Annotated in this window: 21 protein-coding genes; 13 read left to right on the forward strand and 8 right to left on the reverse strand. The window is 65.1% G+C overall.

Features of this window, described 5'->3' with window-relative positions; genetic code table 11:
• Positions 1–2 precede the first annotated feature (2 nt).
• The 6 genes from VSR72_RS28430 to VSR72_RS28455 form a co-directional block, all read right to left on the reverse strand.
• Positions 3–1,328 carry a nitrate/nitrite transporter gene (locus VSR72_RS28430; RefSeq protein ID WP_342955668.1) on the reverse strand — a complete coding sequence of 442 codons (1,326 nt, stop codon included), beginning with the start codon at positions 1,326–1,328 and terminating at the stop codon, positions 3–5.
• Positions 1,329–1,574: 246 nt separating this feature from the next.
• Positions 1,575–2,444 carry a formyltetrahydrofolate deformylase gene (gene purU / locus VSR72_RS28435; RefSeq protein ID WP_342955669.1) on the reverse strand — a complete coding sequence of 290 codons (870 nt, stop codon included), beginning with the start codon at positions 2,442–2,444 and terminating at the stop codon, positions 1,575–1,577.
• Positions 2,445–2,519: 75 nt separating this feature from the next.
• Positions 2,520–3,389, reverse strand: a complete 870-nt coding sequence (locus VSR72_RS28440) for a DUF4743 domain-containing protein (RefSeq protein WP_342955670.1) — start codon at positions 3,387–3,389, stop codon at positions 2,520–2,522.
• A gap of 18 nt (positions 3,390–3,407) precedes the next feature.
• The gene (locus tag VSR72_RS28445; RefSeq protein ID WP_342955671.1) at positions 3,408–4,022 is read right to left on the reverse strand and encodes a LysE family translocator; all 615 of its coding nucleotides are present in this window, start codon (positions 4,020–4,022) and stop codon (positions 3,408–3,410) included.
• Between the two features lie 42 nt (positions 4,023–4,064).
• Entirely contained in the window at positions 4,065–4,631 is a 567-nt protein-coding gene (locus VSR72_RS28450; protein ID WP_342919438.1) for an adenine phosphoribosyltransferase, read from the reverse strand.
• Positions 4,632–4,748: 117 nt separating this feature from the next.
• A complete protein-coding gene (locus VSR72_RS28455; RefSeq protein ID WP_342955672.1) occupies positions 4,749–6,764 on the reverse strand; it encodes a cation:proton antiporter in 2,016 nt (671 codons plus the stop codon).
• A 195-nt stretch (positions 6,765–6,959) separates the two neighbouring features.
• Here VSR72_RS28455 and kdsD point away from each other — a divergent pair, with 195 nt between their 5' ends.
• The 11 genes from kdsD (at position 6,960) to VSR72_RS28510 (ending at position 16,587) form a co-directional block, all read left to right on the forward strand.
• Positions 6,960–7,946 (forward strand): arabinose 5-phosphate isomerase KdsD, encoded by a 987-nt coding sequence (kdsD, locus tag VSR72_RS28460; RefSeq protein ID WP_342955673.1) that lies wholly within the window; start codon positions 6,960–6,962, stop codon positions 7,944–7,946.
• Positions 7,946–8,500 carry an HAD family hydrolase gene (locus tag VSR72_RS28465; protein ID WP_342955674.1) on the forward strand — a complete coding sequence of 185 codons (555 nt, stop codon included), beginning with the start codon at positions 7,946–7,948 and terminating at the stop codon, positions 8,498–8,500. The genes kdsD and VSR72_RS28465 overlap by 1 nt, the downstream gene beginning before the upstream one ends.
• Entirely contained in the window at positions 8,497–9,096 is a 600-nt protein-coding gene (gene lptC, locus VSR72_RS28470) for an LPS export ABC transporter periplasmic protein LptC (protein ID WP_042269979.1), read from the forward strand. Before VSR72_RS28465 ends, lptC begins: the two co-directional genes overlap by 4 nt.
• Positions 9,097–9,127: 31 nt before the next feature.
• Positions 9,128–9,820, forward strand: a complete 693-nt coding sequence (gene lptA / locus VSR72_RS28475; RefSeq protein WP_342955675.1) for a lipopolysaccharide transport periplasmic protein LptA — start codon at positions 9,128–9,130, stop codon at positions 9,818–9,820.
• A gap of 5 nt (positions 9,821–9,825) precedes the next feature.
• Positions 9,826–10,608 (forward strand): LPS export ABC transporter ATP-binding protein, encoded by a 783-nt coding sequence (lptB, locus tag VSR72_RS28480; RefSeq protein ID WP_342955750.1) that lies wholly within the window; start codon positions 9,826–9,828, stop codon positions 10,606–10,608.
• Positions 10,609–10,897: 289 nt separating this feature from the next.
• On the forward strand, positions 10,898–12,415 hold the full coding sequence (locus VSR72_RS28485) for an RNA polymerase factor sigma-54 (protein ID WP_342955676.1): 1,518 nt from the start codon (positions 10,898–10,900) through the stop codon (positions 12,413–12,415).
• Between the two features lie 174 nt (positions 12,416–12,589).
• Positions 12,590–12,946, forward strand: coding sequence for a ribosome-associated translation inhibitor RaiA (gene raiA / locus VSR72_RS28490; protein WP_028201861.1), 357 nt, complete (start codon positions 12,590–12,592; stop codon positions 12,944–12,946).
• A 343-nt stretch (positions 12,947–13,289) separates the two neighbouring features.
• Positions 13,290–13,745: a PTS IIA-like nitrogen regulatory protein PtsN gene (gene ptsN, locus VSR72_RS28495; protein ID WP_028201860.1), complete on the forward strand. Its 456-nt coding sequence runs from the start codon at positions 13,290–13,292 to the stop codon at positions 13,743–13,745.
• Positions 13,746–13,922: 177 nt separating this feature from the next.
• Positions 13,923–14,891 (forward strand): HPr(Ser) kinase/phosphatase, encoded by a 969-nt coding sequence (gene hprK, locus VSR72_RS28500; RefSeq protein WP_028201859.1) that lies wholly within the window; start codon positions 13,923–13,925, stop codon positions 14,889–14,891.
• A 124-nt stretch (positions 14,892–15,015) separates the two neighbouring features.
• On the forward strand, positions 15,016–15,909 hold the full coding sequence (gene rapZ, locus VSR72_RS28505) for an RNase adapter RapZ (protein WP_342955677.1): 894 nt from the start codon (positions 15,016–15,018) through the stop codon (positions 15,907–15,909).
• A 42-nt stretch (positions 15,910–15,951) separates the two neighbouring features.
• The gene (locus VSR72_RS28510) at positions 15,952–16,587 is read left to right on the forward strand and encodes an LON peptidase substrate-binding domain-containing protein (protein WP_342955678.1); all 636 of its coding nucleotides are present in this window, start codon (positions 15,952–15,954) and stop codon (positions 16,585–16,587) included.
• 18 nt (positions 16,588–16,605) lie between these two features.
• Here the strand turns inward: VSR72_RS28510 and mutY are convergent, their stop codons facing one another.
• Together mutY and mutM are read right to left on the reverse strand one after the other, a co-directional pair.
• Positions 16,606–17,739 (reverse strand): A/G-specific adenine glycosylase, encoded by a 1,134-nt coding sequence (gene mutY, locus VSR72_RS28515; RefSeq protein ID WP_342955679.1) that lies wholly within the window; start codon positions 17,737–17,739, stop codon positions 16,606–16,608.
• A 14-nt stretch (positions 17,740–17,753) separates the two neighbouring features.
• A complete protein-coding gene (gene mutM / locus VSR72_RS28520; protein ID WP_342955680.1) occupies positions 17,754–18,584 on the reverse strand; it encodes a bifunctional DNA-formamidopyrimidine glycosylase/DNA-(apurinic or apyrimidinic site) lyase in 831 nt (276 codons plus the stop codon).
• 122 nt (positions 18,585–18,706) lie between these two features.
• Between mutM and VSR72_RS28525 the strand changes: the two genes are divergently transcribed.
• Both VSR72_RS28525 and lolB read left to right on the forward strand, forming a co-directional pair.
• On the forward strand, positions 18,707–20,542 hold the full coding sequence (locus VSR72_RS28525; protein WP_342955681.1) for a tetratricopeptide repeat protein: 1,836 nt from the start codon (positions 18,707–18,709) through the stop codon (positions 20,540–20,542).
• A gap of 29 nt (positions 20,543–20,571) precedes the next feature.
• The gene (gene lolB / locus VSR72_RS28530) at positions 20,572–21,204 is read left to right on the forward strand and encodes a lipoprotein insertase outer membrane protein LolB (RefSeq protein WP_342955682.1); all 633 of its coding nucleotides are present in this window, start codon (positions 20,572–20,574) and stop codon (positions 21,202–21,204) included.
• The last annotated feature ends 38 nt before the right edge of the window (positions 21,205–21,242 follow it).

The following is a 21,242-nucleotide window of genomic DNA, read 5'->3' on the forward strand; positions in this document are numbered from 1 at the left end:
GATCATTCGGAGTACGTGATTTCCTTCAGCGCTGGCGTCGCGGCTCGAACTTTCCGGGCGAGCTTTGCGCGGCCGACAGCGAGCGCTTCGGGACGGAACGAGAAGTGCATGAACAGCAGGCTCACCACGGTGGCGCCGAACATCAGCATGAAACAGGTGGTGCGCACGCCCGTCAGGTCGACGAGCAGGCCGAACAGGATCGGCAGCACGAAACCCGCGAGACCGCCCGCCAGCCCCACGACGCCGGAGACGGCGCCGATGTTCTCGGTGTACTCATCGCCGATGAACTTGAAGACCGACGCCTTGCCCACCGCCATCGCAATGCCGACAACGAACATCAGCACGGTGTAGAACACCGGTCCCGTGCCGATATGCAGGCCGATCGGGCCATGCGCGCCGTGGATCGTGAAGTCGGTTGGCGGGTAGCTGAGCAGGAAGAAGCACGCGAGCGCGACCCACATCACGGCCCACGTCGTGCGATAGGCACCGTAGCGGTCGGAGAGCCAGCCGCCGAGCGCGCGCAGTACGCCGCCGGGCAACGAGAAACAGGCAGCGAGAAACGCGGCGTGCTCGATGCCGAAGCCGTACTGGTTCACGTAGTACTGCGGCATCCACAACGAAAGGCCGACATAGCCGCCGAACACCACCGAGTAGTACTGCGCATAGCGCAGCACTCGCGGGTCGGCGAGCACGCGCATCTGGCTCGCCACGGTGGCCGTGCCGGGCACGCGGTGCGCCGGGTTGCTCGCGGAAAACATCCAGAACAGCAGCGCGGTCACGAGCATCGCGACGGCGTAGACCTTCGGTACGATGGTCCACGTGCCGGCCGCGACGATCAGCACGGGCGCCACGAACTTGTTGAGCGCGGCGCCCGAGTTGCCGGCGCCGAAGATGCCCATGGCGAAACCCTGGCGCGACTTCGGGAACCAGCGCGCGACATACGGCGTGCCCACCGAGAACGATGCGCCAGCGAACCCCACGAACAGGCCGAGCACGAGGAATTGCCACAGTTGCGTTGCGTACGAGACGAGCCAGATCGGCACGATCGTCGCGAGCATGGTGATGAAGAAGACGCTGCGGCCGCCCACGCGATCGGTCCAGATGCCGAGCGGCACGCGGGCAAGCGAGCCGGTGAGCACGGGCATCGCGGCGATCAGGCCGAATTCGGTATCGGTGAGGTGAAGCTGCTTCTTGAGCGGAATGCCGAGGATGGCGAACATCATCCAGACGGCAAAGCAGATCGTGAACGCGAAAGTGCTCGAACCGAGCACGCGCCAGGCACGGCTATCGGCTACCGGTTCCGCCTGCGGGAATGGGGCGGCTTTCATGTTTTCCCTCTTGTCGTTTTGTTGACGTGACAAGCGTAGGAAAGACGAAAGGTGCCGACTATTCTCCGCAGGGAGTGCGCGACGATGCGCCGCTAGAACTTAAGGAGTAGTACGGGTGAAATGGGTTGGCGCGGAAGAAAAATCGCATGCGTGCGAACGCGCCGGTGAACAACAAGAATATTTCGAAAAGCCGTAGCGTGTCATGAAACACGCTACGGCATGGTGTCGCACGCGATCAATGAACGATCAGCGGAACACGACCGTCTTGTGCCCGTTGAGCACGATGCGGTGCTCAACGTGCCACTTCACCGCGCGCGCGAGCGTCACGCACTCCACGTCGCGGCCGATGGCGGTGAGCTGGTCCGGCGTCATGTTGTGATCCACGCGCTCCACTTCCTGCTCGATGATCGGGCCTTCGTCGAGATCGGACGTCACGTAGTGCGCCGTTGCGCCAATGAGCTTCACGCCACGATCGAACGCCTGGTAGTACGGCTTCGCGCCCTTGAAGCTCGGCAGGAACGAGTGATGGATGTTGATCGCGCGGCCTTCGAGCGCCCGGCAAAGCTGCGGCGAGAGGATCTGCATGTAGCGTGCGAGCACCACGAGATCGACGCCTTCGCGGTTCACCACTTCGAGCACGCGCGCTTCCTGCGCGGCCTTGTCGGCATCCGTGCCGCCGAGCAGCGGGAAGTGATGGAACGGAATGTTGTAGCTCGCGGCGAGCTGATAGAAGTCCTTGTGATTCGAGATGATCGCCGGAATCTCGATGGGCAGCTGGCCGGTGCGATAGCGGAACAGCAGGTCGTTCAGGCAATGGCCGATCTTCGAGACCATGATGACGACGCGCGGCTTCACGTTCGCGTCATGCAGTTCCCAGCGCATGCCGAACTCTTGCGCGAGCGGCTCGAACGCGCTGCGCAGGCCGTCGAGGCCCGGGTCGCCGCCCACTTGCTGGAAGTGCACACGCATGAAGAACTCGCCCGTGTGGCTGTCGCCGAACTGGGCCGAGTCGAGAATATTGCTGCCGCGATCGAACAGAAAGCCCGACACGGCATGCACGATGCCAGGCCGGTCGGCGCACGACAGTTTGAGGATGAAGCTGTGATCGGTCGACATGACCTTGGTAACTCCCGTCAATACTTTGGTGTTGCTAAAAGGGCTTTGGGCTTTGCTAAAAGAACCGGCGCCCTTTCACAGCGTCGGCGGTTCGAAGATCGCGGCCATGCCCTCGCACGCGTCTTCGTCTATCCATTGGCGGCGCAGCAGGCAGTCGAGCGTCGCGAGGCTCGCGTCGACCGTCATCGCGCCCTCCTCGATCCAGCGCGCAGTTTCGTCGATGCGCGCGAGGCGATGCTCGCCCACTTCGCCGTCCTGGTTGTGCGGCACGAAGTCGGCCGGGAGCACGAGATCGTAGATGAAGATCTGCTCGGCCTGCGTGCCTTCCGGCAGCGACTGCAGCACGTGCACGGTGCGGCCCGCGCGCGCCTCGCGCGCCAGGTCCTCGGCGATGCCCGCCTCTTCCCAGCATTCCTTCACGAGCGTGGCCTCGATGCCGAGGCCCCAGCCGATGCCGCCCGCCACGACGTTATCCAGCATGCCGGGGTCGGTGGCCTTGGTGTCGCTGCGCCGCGCGATCCACAATTGCGGCGCGCCGGGCGACACGGCATCCGCGTATTCTACGACGCCGTTCAGATGCACCGCGTACGTCATCGTGCCGAAAAAGCGCGAGGCCGCGCGTTCGATAAAGGCGAGCGGCGGCGCGTCGAAGGCGTTGCGGATCGCGTAGGTTTCGTTGCGCCAGCCCGGAATGTGCCCTTCGGCTGCGAGTGCGCCGATCACCGAGCCGAGCGCAGCGCTGCGCGTCGAGACGTTGTCGAACTGTGGGGCGAGCGTCACACGCGCGCTATCGGCATCGCCGTCGATCTCGAACACGTCGGGCCAGCGCGCGAGCAGCGCCACGTCGTTTGCGCGTATCCAGCCCACGCGCTCGTCGCCGATATGAAACGGCAGATGCGCGCCGGCATCGAAACGCCGCGCGTCGATAATGCAAGGCAAGGTCATCGATCAGGACTCCGTAGATCAGTCGCGCAGGGCGATGCGAATACCAATGGCGATGAAGGTCAGGCCGGCAAAGCGATCGAGCCACAGGCCGGCACGCGGACGGCGCTTCAACCAGCTGCCGATCGTGCCCGCGCACAAACCGAAAATGGAGAACACCACGACCGTCTGCGCCATGAACGCGAGGCCGAGTTCGAGCATCTGCAGCGTGACGCTCTGCGCGCCATGCGCATCGACGAACTGCGGCAGGAACACGACGAAGAAGAGCGTCACCTTCGGATTCATCATGTTGCCGAGCACGCTCTGGCGAAAGATCGCGGAAAGCGGCTGGCGCGGCCGGTCGCCGGCGGCGGCGAGACCCTGGCTGCGCAGCGCCTTCACGCCGATCCACACGAGATACGCAGCGCCCGCGAGCTTGAGAATCTGGAATGCGAGCGGCGACGAGCGCAGCACGGCGGCCACGCCGAGCGTGGCGAGCGTGATGTGGAACGTCACGCCCGCGGCAAAGCCGAGCGCGGCCACGAGACCGGCGGCGCGGCCCTGCGAAATGCCGCGCGCGAGCACCTGCAGATTGTCGGGGCCCGGCGCGAAGGTGATGGCGATGGACGTAGCGAGAAAGAGTGCGAAATTCGGCATGAGATCGACTCGTGGCGGTGTGCGTTCGGGGTTCGGTGGCGATTAATGCCCGCCGAAGGCGGTCACGGTGAAGAGCGGCAGGCCTGCGTCGGTAAGCAGCTTCGAACCGCCCAGATCCGGCAGGTCGATGATCGCGGCGCCTTCCACAACGCTTGCGCCCAGACGTTCGAGCAGCAGCTTGCCGGCCATCATGGTGCCGCCCGTGGCGATCAGGTCGTCGACGATCACGACGCGGTCGCCTTTGCCGCAGGCGTCTTCGTGAATCTCGACAGTCGCTTCGCCGTATTCGAGCTTGTAGGTCTCGGAAACGGTCTTGTACGGCAGCTTGCCGATCTTGCGGATCGGAATGAAGCCCACGTTCAACTCATACGCGACGATCGGCCCGATGATGAAGCCGCGCGCGTCGAGCCCCGCCACGTAGTCGAGTTTCGCATCGACATAGCGCTCGACGAACAGGTCGATCAGCACGCGCAGGCCCTTCGGATGACCGATGAGCGGCGTGATATCGCGGAACTGCACTCCCGGCGCAGGCCAGTCGGGCACCGTGCGGATCAGGCTTTTCACGAACTGGGCGGCTTCAGCGCTCGGGTTCGCAGGTGCGTTGGACATGATTTCTCCGGGTAGTGACGCTAGTGACTGAATGAATAAACGACGGCAGGACCGCTTAAACGGGGCGGGACCCCGCAAGCTGGACTTCGCAATGACGGCTTCAGAGGCGTATCAGTATCAGGCCGCCGCCGCGCCCGCGCCGGCTGCGCCCGGCTTGCGATGCCGCGAAAGCCGCTCTTCGGCCTGCGCAAGCTGCTCGGGCAAACCGCGCAGCACGACGATGTCTGCCTGACGCAGCTTGGTCGATGGGTCCGGTTCCACGCCGCGAATGCCGTGGCGGCGTATCGCCGTCACCTCGACGCCGAGGTCGAACAGACCCAGTTCCGCGAGCGTGCGGCCCACGGCGTCGGCGCGCTCGTCGACCGGTACGGATTGTAGCCGCACCTGCTCGTGACCGTCCTCGCCTACGTCGTCGGTGCCGTGGAAGTAGCCGCGCAGCAGGCTGTAGCGCTCGTCGCGCAGCTCCTCCACGCGGCGCACCACGCGCCGCATCGGCACGCCCATCAGCACCAGCATGTGCGAGGCGAGCATGAGGCTGCCTTCCACGATCTCCGGAATCACCTCGGTCGCGCCCGCCGCGAGCAGGCGTTCGAGATCGGCGTCGTCCACCGTGCGAACGATCACGGGCAAGGTGGGCTCCAGCTCGTGAATGTGATGGAGCACGCGAAACGCCGATTGCGTGTTGGCATACGTGATCGCCACCGCAGCCGCCCGGTGGATGCCCGCCGCGACGAGCGACTCGCGCCGCGCCGCGTCGCCGAACACCACCGACTCGCCCGCTGCCCCAGCCGCCGCCACGCGGTCCGGGTCGAGGTCGAGCGCCACATACGAAAGGCCCTCGTATTCGAGCATGCGCGCGAGGTTCTGCCCCGCGCGGCCATAGCCGCACACGATCACGTGGCCGCTTTGCTTGATGCTTTGCGTGGCGATGCGCGTCATCATCAGCGACTGCTGCATCCATTCCGTCGAGGAGAGGCGCAGCACGATGCGGTCGGCGTTCTGGATCAGGAACGGCGCGGCGAGCATCGACAGCAGCATCGCCGCGAGAATCGCCTGCAAAAGCGTCGGATCGACGAGATGCTTGTCGAGAATGAGGTTCAGCAGCACGAAGCCGAATTCGCCGGCCTGCGCGAGACCGAGGCCCGTGCGCATGGCCACGCCGGGCGAAGCGCCGAAAATACGCGTGAGCGCCGTGATGAGCACGGCCTTGAGCACGACCGGCCCGAGGAAGAACGCCGCCACCATGATCGGGTGCTGCCAGATCACGTGCGGGTTGAGCAGCATGCCCGTGGTCACGAAGAAGAGGCCCAGCAGCACGTCGCGAAACGGCTTGATGTCTTCTTCCACCTGATGCTTGTACGGCGTCTCGGCGATCAGCATGCCCGCGATGAACGCGCCGAGCGCGAGCGAGAGGCCGAACTTGTCGGTGATGAACGCCGCGCCCAGTGTGACGAGCAGCACGTTGAGCACGAACAGCTCCTGCGAGCGGCGCCGCGCGACGACGTTGAACCAGCGCGTCATGAACTTCTGCCCGACGATGAGCAGAATGCCGAGCGCGAGCACGATCTTCACCGCCGCCGTGCCGAGCGACTCGACGAGCGACGCTCCCGAGCCGCCGAACGCTGCGATCACGATGAGAAGCGGCACCACGGCCAGATCCTGGAACAGGAGCACGCCCAGAATATTGCGGCCATGCTCCGACTCGATCTCGAGCCGCTCGGAAAGCATCTTGCTGACGATAGCCGTGGACGACATGGCGAGCGCGCCGCCCAGCGCCACGCACGCCTGCCACGTGATATGCACCCATGGCTCCAGCACGAGCCCGAGCAACAGCGCGACCACGATCGTGCCGAGCACCTGCGAGAGCCCGAGGCCGAACACGGCGTGGCGCATGGCGCGCAGCTTCGAGAGCGAGAACTCGAGGCCAATGGAGAACATCAGGAACACGACACCGAACTCGGCCAGATTCTGCGCGCCGTGCGTGTCCGGCACGATGCCGAGCGAGCGCGGGCCCACGAGAATGCCGACCGTGAGATAGCCGAGCATCGGCGGCAAATTCAGATAACGAAACAGCACGACGCCAACCACCGAGGCGAGCAGCAGGAACAGCGTCATTTCCAGCGGGGAGATCATCGTGTGAAGCGTCCTCGTTCGTCAGCGGTACCGGCGATGCAAATTCTGCCCCGCGCCGGGTCAATGATCGACGCAAAGGCGGCTACATGGGAAGGGCTACGGAGAAACGGCTGGGCAAGCCAGGCGGCTCGCGCACGGTGTTTTGGCGCTGGGGGCGCTGGCGCGGCGCGCAGACGCCTTTGCTATACTCCGCGGATGATAGCGAAAATCAATGGCGACCGGGCGCTGAAGCTCGCTCGCAACGTGCTCGACATCGAAGCGGACGCCGTGCGCGGGCTTCGCGACCGGCTCGACGACAACTTCGTCGGCGCGGTTGACCTTATCCTCAGTTGCCGCGGACGCGTGGTCGTTTCCGGCATCGGCAAATCGGGCCATATTGCCCGCAAACTCGCGGCCACGCTGGCCTCCACGGGCACCCCGGCGTTCTTCGTGCACCCGGCGGAAGCGAGCCACGGCGACCTCGGCATGGTCACCGCCGACGACGTCTTCATCGGCCTGTCGAATTCCGGCGAATCCGAAGAACTCGTGGCGATCCTGCCGCTCGTCAAGCGCATTGGCGCGAAGCTCATCGGCATGACGGGCAATCGCCCGCAATCGACGCTCGGCCAGCTCTGCGACGTGCATCTGGACGCCGGCGTGGAGAAGGAAGCCTGCCCGCTGAACCTCGCGCCCACCGCCAGCACGACGGCGGCGCTCGCGCTTTCCGACGCGCTTGCGGTCGCGGTGCTCGACGCCCGCGGCTTTGGCGCCGACGACTTCGCGCGCTCGCATCCGGGCGGCGCGCTCGGCCGGCGCCTCTTGACCTACGTGCGCGACGTGATGCGCACGGGCGACGAAATTCCGAAGGTGCGCGACGACGTCACCGTGCGCGACGCCCTCTTCCAGCTCACGGCCAAGCGCATGGGCATGACGGCGGTCGTCAACGCCGACGGCCACGTGCAAGGCATTTTCACCGACGGCGACCTGCGCCGCGTGCTCGAGCGCGTGGGCGATTTCCGCGACCTGCCGATCGCGCAGGTCATGACGAAAGGCCCGCGCACCATCGGCCCGGACCAACTTGCTGTCGAAGCTGTGGAACTGATGGAGCGCCATCGCATCAATCAGATGCTGGTTGTCGATGCCGAGGGCACGCTGATCGGCGCCCTCAACATGCACGACCTGTTCTCCAAGAAGGTGATCTGATGGCTACCCCACTCGACGCAACCGCACGCGCCGCGCGCGTGCGCCTCATGATTTTCGACATCGACGGTGTGCTGACCGACGGCGGTCTGCTCTTCACCGGCGCGGGCGACACGATGAAGGCGTTCAACTCGCTCGACGGCCACGGCGCCAAGCTCCTGCGCGAAGCCGGCATCGACACGGCCATCATCACCGGACGTCGCTCGGAGATCGTCGCCGTGCGCGCGAAGGAACTGAAGATCACGCACCTGTGGCAAGGCGCGGAAGACAAGCGCGTGGCGTTCGCCGAGCTGCTCTCGCAAACCGGCATTGCGCCCGAAGCGTGCGGCTACATGGGCGATGACTGGCCCGACCTCGGCGTGATGCTCCAGGTCGGCTTCGCCGCCGCGCCCGCGAACGCCCATCCTGACGTGCTCTCGCGCGCCCACTGGGTGTCCGACAAGACGGGCGGCCACGGCGCCGTGCGCGAAGTCACCGACCTGATCCTGCGCGCGCAGAACCGCTACGACGCCCTGCTCGCCGCGGCCTGCGCGCCGCTCGCCGGGATGCCGCGATGAACCAGAAGTTCCGCCTCACTTCGCTCGTGCCGCTCGTGTGCGTCGCCGCGCTCGCCGGTTTCACGTGGTGGCTGCTGCAGGCCGTCCAGCCGCGCGAGAAGGAGGCGGCGCCGCGTCCGCTCACGCATACGCCCGATTATTTCGCCGACAACTTCTCGGTGTCCGAGCTCGACCAGTCGGGCGCCACGCAGTACCGGCTCACGGCCACGCACATGGTTCACTACGAGGACGACGAGAACAGCGACCTCACGAACCCCGCCGTGCGCGCCTTCCAGCCCGGCAAGCCGATCGTCACGGCCACGGGGCTGCGCGGCACGGTCAACGCCGACGCCTCGATCGTCAATCTGTACGACAACGCGCGCATCCTGCGCGCGGCTGGCGCCGGCGACCCGGAAATGCAGGCTGATTCCGAGCATTTCAAAGTGCTCGTGAACGACGATGTGATCCTGACTGAAAAGCCGGTTAAACTTCGACGCGGCCAGTCGGTCATGACGGCCACCAGCGGCATGAACTACAACAATGTCTCCCGGGTCATCCAGCTCTTCGGCAACGTCCGTGGAGCCATCGCCCCGGCTGACTCCGGCGGCTCGTCCTGAACGCCGGGCCGTCCACGCAAGGCACGATTGCATGAACGATTCGCTTCCCCGTCCACTGAACGGCCGTTCGCCCGACGCGCGCCGCGCACGCTTCGCGGCGCTGATGGCGCTCGCCGGCGCCCTGCTGTTCGCCGGCCTCGCGCCCGCGGCTCACGCCGAGCGCGCCGACAAGGACAAGCCGCTCAATATCGAAGCGGACAACATGACGTATGACGATCTGAAGCAGCAGACCGTCTTCACCGGCCACGTGGTCGCCACCAAGGGCACGATCCTCATCAAGGCGGACAGGCTCGTCGTCACGCAGGACCCGCAGGGCTACCAGTTCGCGACCGGCACCGTCGCGCCGGGCACGCCCGCCGAGAAGCTCGCCTACTTCCGCCAGAAGCGCGAAGGCCTCGACGAATACGTCGACGGCACGGCCGAGCGCATCGATTACGACGGCAAGCAGGACCTCACCACGCTCACGACGCGCGCCACGGTGCGCCGCCTGCAAGGCCTCTCGACAGTAATGGATCAGGTTCACGGCAGCGTCGTCACGTACGATGGCCAGAACGACTTCTATACGGCGCGCTCCGGCAAGGACGTCGCGGGTCCCGGCAACCCCGGCGGCCGCGTTCGCGCCATGCTCTCGCCGCGCAACACCACCACGGGTGCACAGCCCGCGGCCGGCGCCCCGGCCGCGCTCACGCCGTCCACCAAGCTGCAGGAAGCGCCGCCACAGTGAATACCATCACCGCCCCCCAAAGCTACGGCCGCCAGCTGGCCGGCAAGACGAGCACGCTCGTCGTGCGCAACCTGAAGAAGCGCTATGGCTCGCGCACCGTCGTCAAGGACGTTTCGCTCGACGTGAAAAGCGGCGAAGTGGTCGGACTGCTCGGCCCCAACGGCGCCGGCAAGACCACCTCGTTCTACATGATCGTGGGTCTCGTGCCGCTCGACGCCGGCGAGATCGATCTCGACGGCAGCTCCATCAGCCTGCTGCCCATCCACAAGCGCGCGGCGCTCGGCCTGTCGTATCTGCCGCAGGAAGCTTCGGTGTTCCGCAAGCTCACCGTCGAGGAGAACATCCGCGCGGTGCTCGAACTGCAGGTGGACGGCAACGGCAAACGTCTGTCGAAAGACGTCATCACCGAGCGCGCCGAAGCGCTGCTCGACGAGCTGCAGATCGCGCACCTGCGCGAGAACCCGGCGCTGTCGCTCTCGGGCGGCGAGCGTCGTCGCGTTGAAATCGCGCGCGCGCTCGCAACCGACCCGAGCTTCATCCTGCTCGACGAGCCGTTCGCGGGCGTCGACCCGATCGCCGTGCTGGAAATCCAGAAGATCGTGAAGTTCCTCAAGCAGCGCAACATCGGCGTGCTGATCACGGACCACAACGTGCGCGAAACGCTCGGCATCTGCGACCACGCGTACATCATCAGCGACGGCAGCGTGCTCGCGGCCGGCGCGCCCGGCGAGATCATCGAGAACGAGAACGTGCGCCGCGTCTATCTCGGCGAGCACTTCCGCATGTAAGCCCCGGGGCGCGCATCGCACACCGCGCGCGCCCGCTCACCGCTGTCCCGCAGCATCCACCGGGCGAGCGCAATCCGCTTCCGCGTTTTTCCGGTCTCATCTTTCGCGTTTCCCCGTGTAACTCCGCTGTATCGACCTTGCCCCCAAAACGGTGCATGGCAGGACGAGCAGCGCCCCCTGTTTGCGCACCAAATTCCGGGCACGCACCGGCGCGGCGCACGCTCGTTTTTGCGAATGCCCTGTGGTTTCGTCCGCGTGGCAAACTCTTTACAATGGTTCGCACACCGCCATGAAAGCCAGCCTCCAACTCCGCCTCTCGCAGCATCTTGCGCTCACGCCACAACTGCAACAGTCCATCCGGCTGCTGCAGCTGTCGACGCTCGAACTGCAGCAGGAGGTCGCCACGGCGATCTCGCAGAACCCGCTGCTCGAGAACGAGGACGACTGGATCGCGAGCCCGCTGCGCGTGGCCGCGGACGGCTCGGTCATCGCACAGCCGCCCACGCCCTCCGGCGCCGAACCGATGCAGGGCGCGAACAGCTCGAGCACAGCATCTAACGGCAGCGGCGAGAACAGCGAAAGCGAGCCGCGAGGCGTGGACGAGTACGACGGCCTGGGCGGCGACTCGAACGGCGAGGCGAGCCAGTGGAATCTGGACGACTACGGCCGCTCCGGCAACGCCTCCGACGACGACGACCTGCCGCCGCTGCAAATCCACGAATCGACCACCACGCTGCGCGACCATCTCATGGCGCAGCTGCGCGAAACGAACGCGAGCCAGCGCGACCGGGCGCTCATCACGTTCCTCATCGAATCGCTCGACGAAGACGGCTACCTCAGCGTGACCTGTGAGGAAATTCTTGCCGACATACCCGAAGAACTAGAAGTCGACGCCGACGAATTCAACGCGGCGCTAGCGCTGCTGCACAGCTTCGACCCCGCCGGCGTGGGCGCGCGTTCGGCTTCCGAGTGCCTCAAGCTGCAGCTGCTGCGCGTCAATTCGTCGCCCACGCGCACGCTCGCGCTCGAGATCGTGTCGAACTATCTGGAACTGCTCGCCGCGCGCGACTTCACGCGGTTGCGCAAACAACTGAAGACGGGCGACGACGAACTGCGCGATGCACATGCGCTGATCCGCTCGCTCGAACCGTTCCCGGGCGCGTCGTATGGCAAGGCCGAAGCCGATTACGTGGTGCCGGACATCATCGTGAAGAAGGCCGGCCAGAACTGGCATGCGGAACTGAACCCGGAGGTGGTGCCGAAGCTGCGCATCAACCATCTGTACGCGAATATTCTGCGCAACAACCGGGGCGACCCGGGCAGCGGTTCGCTGCGTCAACAGCTGCAGGAAGCACGCTGGCTCATCAAGAATATCCAGCAGCGCTTCGAGACGATCCTGCGTGTCGCGCAGGCAATCGTGGAGCGTCAGAAGAACTTTTTCGTGCACGGCGAAATCGCCATGCGCCCCTTGGTTTTGAGGGAGATTGCTGATACGCTGGGCCTACACGAATCAACTGTCTCGCGTGTGACAACCGGTAAATACATGCTGACTCCATTCGGGACACTTGAATTTAAGTACTTCTTCGGATCGCATGTATCGACGGACACCGGGGGCGCTGCATCTTCCACCGCCATCCGTGCCCTCATCAAGCAACTCATAGGAGCCGAGAACACCAAATCTCCTCTTTCAGACAGCCGCATAGCCGAACTGCTGGCGGAACAGGGCTTCGTGGTCGCGCGACGCACAGTTGCGAAGTACCGTGAGGCGCTGAAGATTCCGGCGGTCAATCTGCGCAAGTCTCTTTAGCCTGTTCCGGCTTTCACGGAGCAGGCGTTTTCCGGCCGCTACGCCCGTTGGGCGGACATGGCCGGCCGAGTTAGCCCGCCGTCGCAGGCCTTTCGGGGAGCCGCGCACTGGCAGACAGTCGACCGGCATTGCCGCACTTCACGCGTCGCGCGGCCATTAGCCTGGAGAAGCACTATGAATCTGAAGATCAGTGGACACCATCTCGAAGTAACGCCAGCGTTGCGAGAATACGTGATCACCAAACTGGACAGGGTGCTAAGACATTTCGATCAGGTAATCGATGGCAATGTGGTCCTCTCGGTCGACAACCACAAGGAAAAGGATAAGAGACAGAAGGTTGAAGTGAACCTTCATCTGAAAGGCAAGGACATATTTGTGGAGAGCGCGAACGGCGACATGTACGCCGCCATCGATCTCGTGGTCGACAAGCTCGATCGCCAGGTCGTACGTCACAAGGACCGCGTGCAGGGACATCAACATGAGGCGATCAAGCACCAGCCTGCGCCCATCATCGAAATCCCGCCGCAGTGATCCCACAGTGTCCTAACCGGGGCTGGAGTCGATAGTTCATCCTCCGCCCCTCGAAGCGAAGCCGCCCGAACCGGGCGGCTTTTTCGTGAGCAACCGGAAGTCAGCGCAACGCAGGGTTTTACCGCTGGGTGCAACCGGGCAACGAGGGTTGCGCTCATGCGTGGCGCATCGCACCATCGGCGTGGACGCTTGTTCTATAATGGTCCAGTCGTATTACGGGGTCTAACGCGCCAACAGGTCCCCACGGTCCCGGTACCGGGCTTCGTCGTCAGATCCAAAGCTTCCGCCAAGGCGTGAAGCTGTCGGGGTGTGGAGCATTCAGGCCACGTTTTCGCCTGCCAACATGAATCGTTTAGCCAAAATACTTCCCATCGAGAACGTCGTCGTCGGCCTGTCCGTTACCAGCAAGAAACGCGTCTTCGAACAGGCTGGCCTGATCTTCGAAAACCAGAACGGCATCGCCCGCAGCACGGTCACCGACAACCTTTTCGCACGCGAGCGCCTCGGCTCCACGGGCCTCGGCGAAGGCGTCGCGATCCCGCACGGCCGCATCAAGGGCCTGAAGCAGCCGCAGGCCGCCTTCGTGCGCCTCGCCGAGCCGATCGCCTTCGAAGCGCCAGACGGTCAGCCCGTCTCGCTCCTCATCTTCCTGCTCGTGCCCGAACAGGCCACGCAGCAGCACCTTGAAATCCTGTCCGAGATCGCACAACTGTTGTCGGATCGCGAAACGCGTGAGCGCCTCCATACCGAAGAGGACCGCGAAACGTTGCATCGCCTGCTCACCCAGTGGCAACCTTGATGTAACGTGCGGCGTCTTGCGTGGCGCGGTCGCGGTTCGCGCGGCCTGAAAGCGCGCGCTCGACGCTCGTTGCAGGGTTCAAGCGCAAACGCCGGCAGCCGTTAAGCATCCAGCATCCAGGTTAAGCGGTTCATTTAGCTAGCAGTTAAGCGAGCCATCTCGCGGAGTCACCGACTCATGGACACTTCCAGCATCAACGCCCAAAGCATCTTCGACGACAACGCCACCACGCTGAAGCTCAGCTGGCTGACGGGGCACGAAGGCTGGGAACGCGGCTTTTCGACGGAAACGGTGGCCACGGCCACGGCGAGCGCGGACCTCGTCGGCCACTTGAACCTCATCCACCCGAACCGCATTCAGGTGCTCGGCGACGCCGAAATCCACTACTACCAGCGCCAAACCGACGAAGACCGCTCGCGCCATATGGCCGAACTGATCGCGCTCGAGCCGCCGTTCCTCGTGGTCGCCGACGGCATGACGGCGCCACCCGAACTGGTGCTGCGTTGTACGCGCTCGTCCACGCCGCTCTTCACCACGCCGATGTCCGCGGCCACGGTGATCGACAGCCTGCGCCTCTACATGTCGCGCATTCTTGCGCCGCGCGCGACGCTGCACGGCGTGTTTCTCGATATTCTGGGCATGGGTGTGCTGCTCACTGGAGACTCGGGTCTCGGCAAGAGCGAACTGGGTCTGGAATTGATCAGCCGCGGCCACGGCCTCGTGGCCGACGACGCCGTGGACTTCGTGCGCCTCGGCCCCGATTTTGTCGAAGGCCGCTGCCCGCCGCTTTTGCAGAACCTGCTCGAAGTGCGGGGCCTCGGTCTGCTCGACATCAAGACGATCTTCGGTGAAACGGCCGTGCGCCGGAAGATGAAGCTCAAGCTCATCGTGCAACTCGTGCGCCGCCCGGACGGCGAGTTCCAGCGTCTGCCGCTGGAGAGTCAGACCGTGGACGTGCTCGGCCTGCCCATCAGCAAGGTCACGATCCAGGTGGCCGCGGGCCGCAACCTCGCCGTGCTGGTCGAGGCCGCCGTGCGCAACACGATCCTGCAATTGCGCGGCATCGACACGCTGCGCGACTTCATGGACCGTCAGCGTCTCGCCATGCAGGACCCCGACAGCCAGTTTCCCGGCAAGCTGATCTGACGCCTGTAGAGGCGCGCGAATCTCCCCGCGCGCGCCCTCGAAACAAGCGCCTGCGGCCCGGAGAGCCAATACAGGCGTGCGGATCGGATGCTATGATGACCCAATCGGGTTCATCGACTCTCCCATGCGTATCATCCTGATCACCGGCATTTCGGGCTCCGGCAAGTCAGTGGCGCTCAATGCGCTCGAAGACGCCGGCTACTACTGCGTCGACAATCTGCCGCCACGCTTTTTGCCCCAACTCGCGCAATATCTCAGCGACGACGGCTACGAACGCCTCGCCGTCGCTATCGATGCGCGCTCGAGTTCGTCGTTCGACGACATGCCGGAGATGATCCGCGACCTGGCGCTTCGCCACGACGTGCGCGTGCTGTTCCTCAACGCGAGCACACAGGCGCTCATCCAGCGCTTCTCGGAAACGCGGCGCCGCCATCCGCTCTCGGGCTCCGCTGCGCATGACGCGAACGTGGGCATGCTCAAGTCACTCGAAGAAGCGATCGAGCACGAGCGCGAACTCGTTTCGAACCTCGCCGAATTCGGCCATCAGGTCGATACGAGTAACCTGAGTTCGAATGCGCTGCGCCAGTGGGTAAAGGTGTTCGTCGGAGGTGAGCGGGGCTCGCTCATGCTCACGTTCGAATCGTTCGGCTTCAAGCGTGGCGTGCCGCTCGACGCGGACCTCGTGTTCGATGTTCGCACGCTGCCGAATCCGCATTACGACGCCCGGCTGCGTCCACTCACCGGTCTCGATCAACCCGTGATCGACTTTCTGAATGCGCAGCCGGCCGTCCACGAAATGATCGACGATGTCTATGGATTCGTCGCGAAATGGCTGCCGCATTTTCGCGCCGACAACCGCAGCTATCTCACCGTTGCGATTGGCTGCACGGGCGGCCAGCATCGTTCGGTGTACATCGCCCAGACACTCGCCACGCGCTTTGCCGGCGAGTCGAACGTTATCGTGCGTCACCGCGACGCGCCTCTCGATGTCGGAGAGTCGTCACGGCTGATCGCCTAACCGGCTGCGCATCGCGCGGCCCTTAACCGAAAGCGTTGCGCCATGTCCTCGTCTCCTGCCGTGCTTGCCGATTTGCCGCTGTTTCCGCTGCATACGGTGCTCTTCCCTGGCGGCCTGCTGCCGCTCAAGATCTTCGAAGCGCGATACCTGGACATGGCGAGCGAGTGCCTGCGCGAGCACACGCCGTTCGGCGTGTGTCTGCTCAAGAGCGGCGCCGAAGTTGCACTGCCGGACGAGACCTCCGTGCCCGAACCCGTTGGTTGCCTCGCGCTCATCGAGCAATGCGATGTCGAGACCGTCGGCATGCTGCATATTCAGGCGCATGGCACGCAGCGCTTTCAGCTGCTCTCGCATCGCGTGGAAGCCGACGGCCTGCTCGTCGGCATGGCCGAACTGATCCCCGAAGACATTCCGCTGGAAGGCGGCAAACAGCTCGCGCAATTCGGCGCGTGTGCGGAAGTGCTCGAGCGCATCATCGCGACGATCCGCGAGCGCGACCCGGCGAGCCTGCCGTTTGCGGAGCCGTTCCGCTTCGACGATCCCTCGTGGGTATCGAACCGTCTCGCCGAGGTGCTGCCGATCGCGCTACGCGCGCGTCAGAAGCTCATGGAGCTGAACGACGCGGGCGCGCGTATCGAAATCGTGCATCACTACATGCAGCAGCATCAATTGCTTTGATGCTGCTCTCTCGCTGATTCAGATCAGCGGTCCACGCAAACCATCGAGCAGCTTGCGCACCGGCGCGGGCAGGCCATACGCGTCGATATTGCCGAGCGACACCCATGCGGTCTGTCCATCGTTCGCTTCGAGCGGCGCAGCGCTGCGCTTCAATTCGATCACGCGCGGCTCGATGTCGAGCTTGAAGTGCGTGAATGTGTGCGTGAGCGGCATGAGCGCGGAGCTTGACGCCGCGCGCTCGGGCGTCACGCCAAAGTCGCGCGCTCGCTCGGCCAGCGCCGGTTCATCAGCGGCTTCGGGCAGGCTCCACAAACCGCCCCAGATACCCGATGGCGGGCGCTTTTCCAGCATCACAGCGTCGCCGTCGAGCAGCACGAGCATCCACGTGCGCCGCGTGGGCACGGCCTTCTTCGGACGCGCGGCAGGCAGTTCGCGCTGACGTCCGGTCGTATTCGCTACGCAGTCGTCGGCGAACGGGCAGCGCGCGCAGTCAGGCTTGCCGCGCCCGCACAATGTCGCGCCGAGATCCATCAAGCCCTGCGTGTACGCGCTGACGTCGGCGTCGTTCGCTTTGGGACCCGGCACGAGCGATTCCGCGAGCGTCCACATCGCGTTCTCCACGCGCTTTTCGCCCGGAAAACCCTCCACACCGAACACGCGCGCGAGCACGCGCTTCACGTTGCCGTCGAGGATCGTCTCGCGCGCGCCGAACGCGAACGACGCGATCGCTGCCGCAGTCGACCGGCCGATGCCTGGCAGCTCAGCAAGCGCCTCGACCGTCGACGGAAACTTGCCGCCGTGAGTTTCAGCGACGACCTGAGCACAACGATGCAGATTGCGCGCACGCGAGTAATAGCCGAGGCCGGCCCAGAGCGCCATCACGTCGTCGTCGGGCGCGGCGGCAAGCGTTTCGACCGTGGGAAAGCGCTCGAGAAAACGCGCGTAGTACGGAATCACGGTCGAGACCTGAGTCTGCTGCAGCATGATTTCCGAGAGCCAGATGCGGTACGCGTCGCGCGTATTCTGCCAGGGCAGGTCGTGACGGCCGTGCTCGCGCTGCCAGGCGATCAGGCGCGGCGCGAAGCCGGTGAGGAGCTCAGCGGGATATGCGCCAGCCGGCAGCGGCGCAGAAGTGGACGAAGTTCGGTACATGTAAAAGCTTGCGGTCAGCGCTGGCAGCGCGGACAAAAATAAGTGGAACGCTGGCCCTGCACGATCTGCTTGATCGGCGTGCCGCACACGCGGCAGGGTTGGCCCGCGCGGTCATAAACGAAGTATTCGAGCTGGAAATAGCCGCTTTCGCCATTGCTGCCAACGAAGTCGCGCAGCGTGCTGCCGCCCTTCTCGATGGCCGAGGCGAGCACGGCGCGCACGGCGTCCGCGAGGAGTTCGTAGCGCGCGAGCGAAACGCGGCCGGCTGGGGTCGTCGGCCGGATGCCCGCGCGGAACAAGCTCTCCGACGCGTAGATATTGCCGACACCCACCACGATATCCCCCGCAAGCAGCGCCTGCTTGACCGCCACCTTGCGGCCGCGTGTCTCGCGAAAGAGCAGCGCGCCGTCGAAGGCCGGCGTGAACGGCTCGATGCCGAGCCCCGCCAGCAGCGGGTGGCCGAGCACGTCGCCAGCCTCGCGCGGGTGCCAGAGCACCGCCCCGAAACGGCGCGGGTCGCGAAAGCGCAGCGTGAAGTCGTCGAAAAACCAGTCGACGTGATCGTGCTTCTCCGCGGCCGGCGGCTTGGGCAGATTGCGCAGCACGCGCAGCGTGCCGGTCATGCCCAGGTGCACGATGAACCAGCCCTCGTCGACCTCGAACAACAGATATTTACCGCGCCGCCCCACGGAACGGATCGTGCGGCCGCGCAGCGTACGCGCGAGCGTGGCCGGCACGGGCCAGCGCAATGAGGGGTTGCGCACCTCCACACGCTCAACGCGGCGGCCCGCGACCCACGGTTCGATCCCCCTTCGGGTAACCTCAACTTCTGGCAACTCTGGCATGTCTGGCGGCCTGATTCGGATGCTGGTCCGGGTTGGTCTGCAACTTGCGTAAACGTGTGTGCGCGTTGTGCGCGTATTGTAGCCAGCGCGTTACAATCGACCGAAACATTCGACGGAATTCCATGGAACTGTCTTTCGTTAAGCTGTTCGCGAAGCGTCCCGCGACGCCCCGCGTGCCTGCCGCCTTCGCCCGTCGCCTCGTTGGCGCCGCGGTTCTCGCCGCCTGGGCGCTGACCACGTCGAGCGCATATGCGCAGGATCCGTCCCCCGACACGGACGACACTTCCGTCACCATGCCGGACGCTTTCGGCCCCGCCTCGCCCGACGAGAAGAAGGATCTGCCGAGCGTTCCGCTGTCGAGCCAGATCGTCTTCCAGGTGCTCGCCGCCGAAATCGCGCTGCAGCGCGACCAGCCTGCGCCCGCCTTTCAAACGTATCTCGCGCTCGCGCGCGACACGCACGACCCGCGCATGGCGCAGCGCGCGACCGAAATCGCGCTCGCGGCGCAAAGCCCGTCGGACGCGCTGACCGCGGTTCAGCTCTGGCAGCAGTACGCGCCCGATTCCGAGCGCGCGGCGCAGCTAGACGCCTCGCTGCTCGTGCTCGCCGGCAAGCCCGACGACGCCCAGCCGCTGCTCGCACGCGAACTGGCCAAAGTGCCGGCCGACAGCCGCGGCCAGGCGATCCTCTCGCTGCAGCTTCTGCTTTCGCGCGGCCCGAACCGCGTGGGCGGCCTGAATGTGCTCAAGGCGCTGCTCAAGGACGACATGAACCGTCCCGAGGCGCAGCTCGCAATCGGCCGCCAGCAACTGCTCGCCGACGACACGCCCGGCGCACGCAAGTCGTTCGAGCAGGCGCTCACGCTCAAGCCCGACTACCTGCCCGCCGCGCTGATGCTCGCGCAGATGGGGCCGGAGGAGCGCGCCGAAGGCATCGCGTCGATCGAAAAGTATGTCCAGCAGAACCCGAAGTCGCGCGAAGGCCGTCTTGCGCTCGCGCAGACGTATCTCGCCTCCGACCGACTCGATGACGCGCAAAAGCAGTTCGAGATCCTGCACAAGGACAACTCGAACGACCTGATGCCGCTCATGGCGCTCGCGCTCATCAGCGTGCAGCAGAAGAAGTTCGACGCAGCGCAGAAGTATCTGACGCAATATGCGCAGCTTGCCGAGAAGAATCCGGCCGCAGACCCCGGCCAGGCCTATATCTACCTCGCGCAGCTGTCGGTAGAGCAGAAGGACGATGCCGGCGCGCAGAAATGGCTCGACAAGATCCAGCCGAACAGCCAGCAGTACGTGCCGGCCCAGATCACGCGCGCGCAGATCCTCGACAAGGAAGGCAAGACCGACGACGCGCGCCGCCAGCTCGCGAGCATCCAGGCCGACGATCCGCGCGACCAGGCGCTGATCGCGCGCACCGACGCCGCGATCCTGTTCGACGCGAAACGCTACGCGGAGGCCGAGGCACGGCTTGCAAAGGCGACCACCGACTTCCCGGACGACCCGGACCTCACCTACGACTACGCGATGGCCGCGGAAAAAACCGGCCATTACGACGTCATGGAAGCGCAGCTGCGCAAGCTGATGAAGACGCAGCCCGACAATCCGCAGGCCTACAACGCGCTCGGCTACTCGCTAGCAGACCGCAACCAGCGCCTGCAGGAAGCCGACAAACTGGTGGAAAGAGCCTCGGCGCTCGCACCGGACGACGCGTTCATCATGGACAGCGTGGGCTGGGTGAAATACCGCATGGGTGACAACGCCGACGCGATCAAGCTCCTGCGCAAGGCCTACAGCCTCCAGCCGAACGCGGAAATCGGCGCGCACCTTGGCGAAGTGCTGTGGAAAAACGGCGACCAGGACGGCGCACGCGCCGCCTGGCGCGAGGCCCGCAAGCTCGAACCCGACAACGACACGCTCCTGAAGACGCTCAAGCGCCTTCAGGTCAACGATCTCTGATGGCAGATTTGTTCACTTCAGTATCCCCGATGGCCCTCCCCGCTGCGCGCGCAGCCCGCTTCGCGCGGCGCGCGTCGCTCGGCGCAGCGGCGGCGGCGCTCCTCGTGCTCGCGGGCTGCGCCACGCAACAACCGCCGCGCCAGCCGTCCACTGCGAACGCCACGACCTCGCTCACTACGCAGACGAACCGCGCCTATCACGGCCGCTTCGCCGTGCAGTACGTGGACCAGAACGGCCAGCAGCGCAACGCATACGGCAACTTCGAGTGGCACGAGACCGATTCGACAGTGACGCTGCAACTGCTCAATCCGCTCGGCCAGACGCTCGCGCTCGTCACGTCGGCGCCGGCGCAAGCGACGCTGGAACTGCCTAACCGCCAGCCGCTCACCGCCGACAACGTGAGCACGCTCATGCAACAGGCGCTCGGCTTCGCGCTGCCGGTGGAAGGGCTGCGCTATTGGCTGCAGCCTTCGGTCGCGCCTACGTCGCACGCGAGCACAACGCCCGACCCGCAGAATCCGCAACGGCTTTCGCAAATTGAGCAGGACGGCTGGACCATCGATTACGTCGCGTACGCTGATTCGCCCGCCACCGGCGTGAAGCGCGTCAATCTCACGCGCGAAGATCCGCCGCTCCAGATCAAGCTCGTGCTCGACCAGTAAGCGGGCCGTCCCATCATCGGCAATAACTGGCCGGCACG

Origin of the sequence: Paraburkholderia sp. JHI869, assembly GCF_038900775.1 — a bacterium.
Taxonomy (GTDB): domain Bacteria; phylum Pseudomonadota; class Gammaproteobacteria; order Burkholderiales; family Burkholderiaceae; genus Paraburkholderia.

Bases quoted from the DNA above. Each gene is read 5' to 3' on its own strand.
- VSR72_RS28430 (WP_342955668.1), bottom strand. From the start codon at position 1,328: ATGAAAGCCGCCCCATTCCCGCAGGCGGAACCGGTAGCCGATAGCCGT.
- purU (WP_342955669.1), bottom strand. From the start codon at position 2,444: ATGTCGACCGATCACAGCTTCATCCTCAAACTGTCGTGCGCCGACCGG.
- VSR72_RS28440 (WP_342955670.1), bottom strand. From the start codon at position 3,389: ATGACCTTGCCTTGCATTATCGACGCGCGGCGTTTCGATGCCGGCGCG.
- VSR72_RS28445 (WP_342955671.1), bottom strand. From the start codon at position 4,022: ATGCCGAATTTCGCACTCTTTCTCGCTACGTCCATCGCCATCACCTTC.
- VSR72_RS28450 (WP_342919438.1), bottom strand. From the start codon at position 4,631: ATGTCCAACGCACCTGCGAACCCGAGCGCTGAAGCCGCCCAGTTCGTG.
- VSR72_RS28455 (WP_342955672.1), bottom strand. From the start codon at position 6,764: ATGATCTCCCCGCTGGAAATGACGCTGTTCCTGCTGCTCGCCTCGGTG.
- kdsD (WP_342955673.1), top strand. From the start codon at position 6,960: ATGATAGCGAAAATCAATGGCGACCGGGCGCTGAAGCTCGCTCGCAAC.
- VSR72_RS28465 (WP_342955674.1), top strand. From the start codon at position 7,946: ATGGCTACCCCACTCGACGCAACCGCACGCGCCGCGCGCGTGCGCCTC.
- lptC (WP_042269979.1), top strand. From the start codon at position 8,497: ATGAACCAGAAGTTCCGCCTCACTTCGCTCGTGCCGCTCGTGTGCGTC.
- lptA (WP_342955675.1), top strand. From the start codon at position 9,128: ATGAACGATTCGCTTCCCCGTCCACTGAACGGCCGTTCGCCCGACGCG.
- VSR72_RS28485 (WP_342955676.1), top strand. From the start codon at position 10,898: ATGAAAGCCAGCCTCCAACTCCGCCTCTCGCAGCATCTTGCGCTCACG.
- raiA (WP_028201861.1), top strand. From the start codon at position 12,590: ATGAATCTGAAGATCAGTGGACACCATCTCGAAGTAACGCCAGCGTTG.
- ptsN (WP_028201860.1), top strand. From the start codon at position 13,290: ATGAATCGTTTAGCCAAAATACTTCCCATCGAGAACGTCGTCGTCGGC.
- hprK (WP_028201859.1), top strand. From the start codon at position 13,923: ATGGACACTTCCAGCATCAACGCCCAAAGCATCTTCGACGACAACGCC.
- rapZ (WP_342955677.1), top strand. From the start codon at position 15,016: ATGCGTATCATCCTGATCACCGGCATTTCGGGCTCCGGCAAGTCAGTG.
- VSR72_RS28510 (WP_342955678.1), top strand. From the start codon at position 15,952: ATGTCCTCGTCTCCTGCCGTGCTTGCCGATTTGCCGCTGTTTCCGCTG.
- mutY (WP_342955679.1), bottom strand. From the start codon at position 17,739: ATGTACCGAACTTCGTCCACTTCTGCGCCGCTGCCGGCTGGCGCATAT.
- mutM (WP_342955680.1), bottom strand. From the start codon at position 18,584: ATGCCAGAGTTGCCAGAAGTTGAGGTTACCCGAAGGGGGATCGAACCG.
- VSR72_RS28525 (WP_342955681.1), top strand. From the start codon at position 18,707: ATGGAACTGTCTTTCGTTAAGCTGTTCGCGAAGCGTCCCGCGACGCCC.
- lolB (WP_342955682.1), top strand. From the start codon at position 20,572: ATGGCCCTCCCCGCTGCGCGCGCAGCCCGCTTCGCGCGGCGCGCGTCG.